The 620-nt window shown below is 40.3% G+C and carries 1 pseudogene; it reads left to right on the top strand.

The window, feature by feature from the left end:
- Positions 1 to 620: pseudogene (locus BM383_RS18785) on the top strand (hypothetical protein); the annotation flags it as partial.

The following is a 620-nucleotide window of genomic DNA, read 5'->3' as shown; positions in this document are numbered from 1 at the left end:
AGTAAGCAGCGCGAGTTGTGGAGACAATGCCACCACAGTTACTTTTGAAATTTCTGAAGAATTATCATCTGGAGTATTTACCGGTATTCAAAATGTTTGCCCTTCCGATGTAACTTTTGATTTGTTCAATTTACTAGACGGAAGTGAATCAACCAATGGTCAGTGGACTGATGAATTGGGAACAGTGGTAAGCAATCCATTAGAAGTAACTACTTTTTCAGCAGGGACGTACACGTATACTTATACAGTTTCAAATACTTGCGGAAATTCCTCAACGGAAGTTTCTTTCTTGATTCCATCTAATTTTGACCCAGGAACCAACGGAAGCGTTACTTTTTGTAGTGATGATTCAGGAGCAGATCTTTTTGATTATTTAGGCGGAACTCCTGAAGAGGGGGGTATTTGGTCACCATCATTGGCCAGTGGCACCGGCTTTTTTGATCCTTCAGTAGATGCACCGGGAACCTATTTTTACAGTAGTCCTTTGGTATCAGGAGGATGTTTTCAAACTTCTTCCTTGGTAGAAGTTACGGTAGAACAAAGCTTATCATCCGGTGATTTTGTAGGATTAACAACCTACTGCACTAGCGAAGGAACCATCGATTTGTTTGATTTATTAG

The organism is Pustulibacterium marinum (assembly GCF_900116665.1).
In the GTDB taxonomy this organism is placed as follows: domain Bacteria; phylum Bacteroidota; class Bacteroidia; order Flavobacteriales; family Flavobacteriaceae; genus Pustulibacterium; species Pustulibacterium marinum.
The sequence above is the reverse complement of the archived record's forward strand: the minus strand, read 5'-3'. Positions and strand labels throughout refer to the sequence as shown.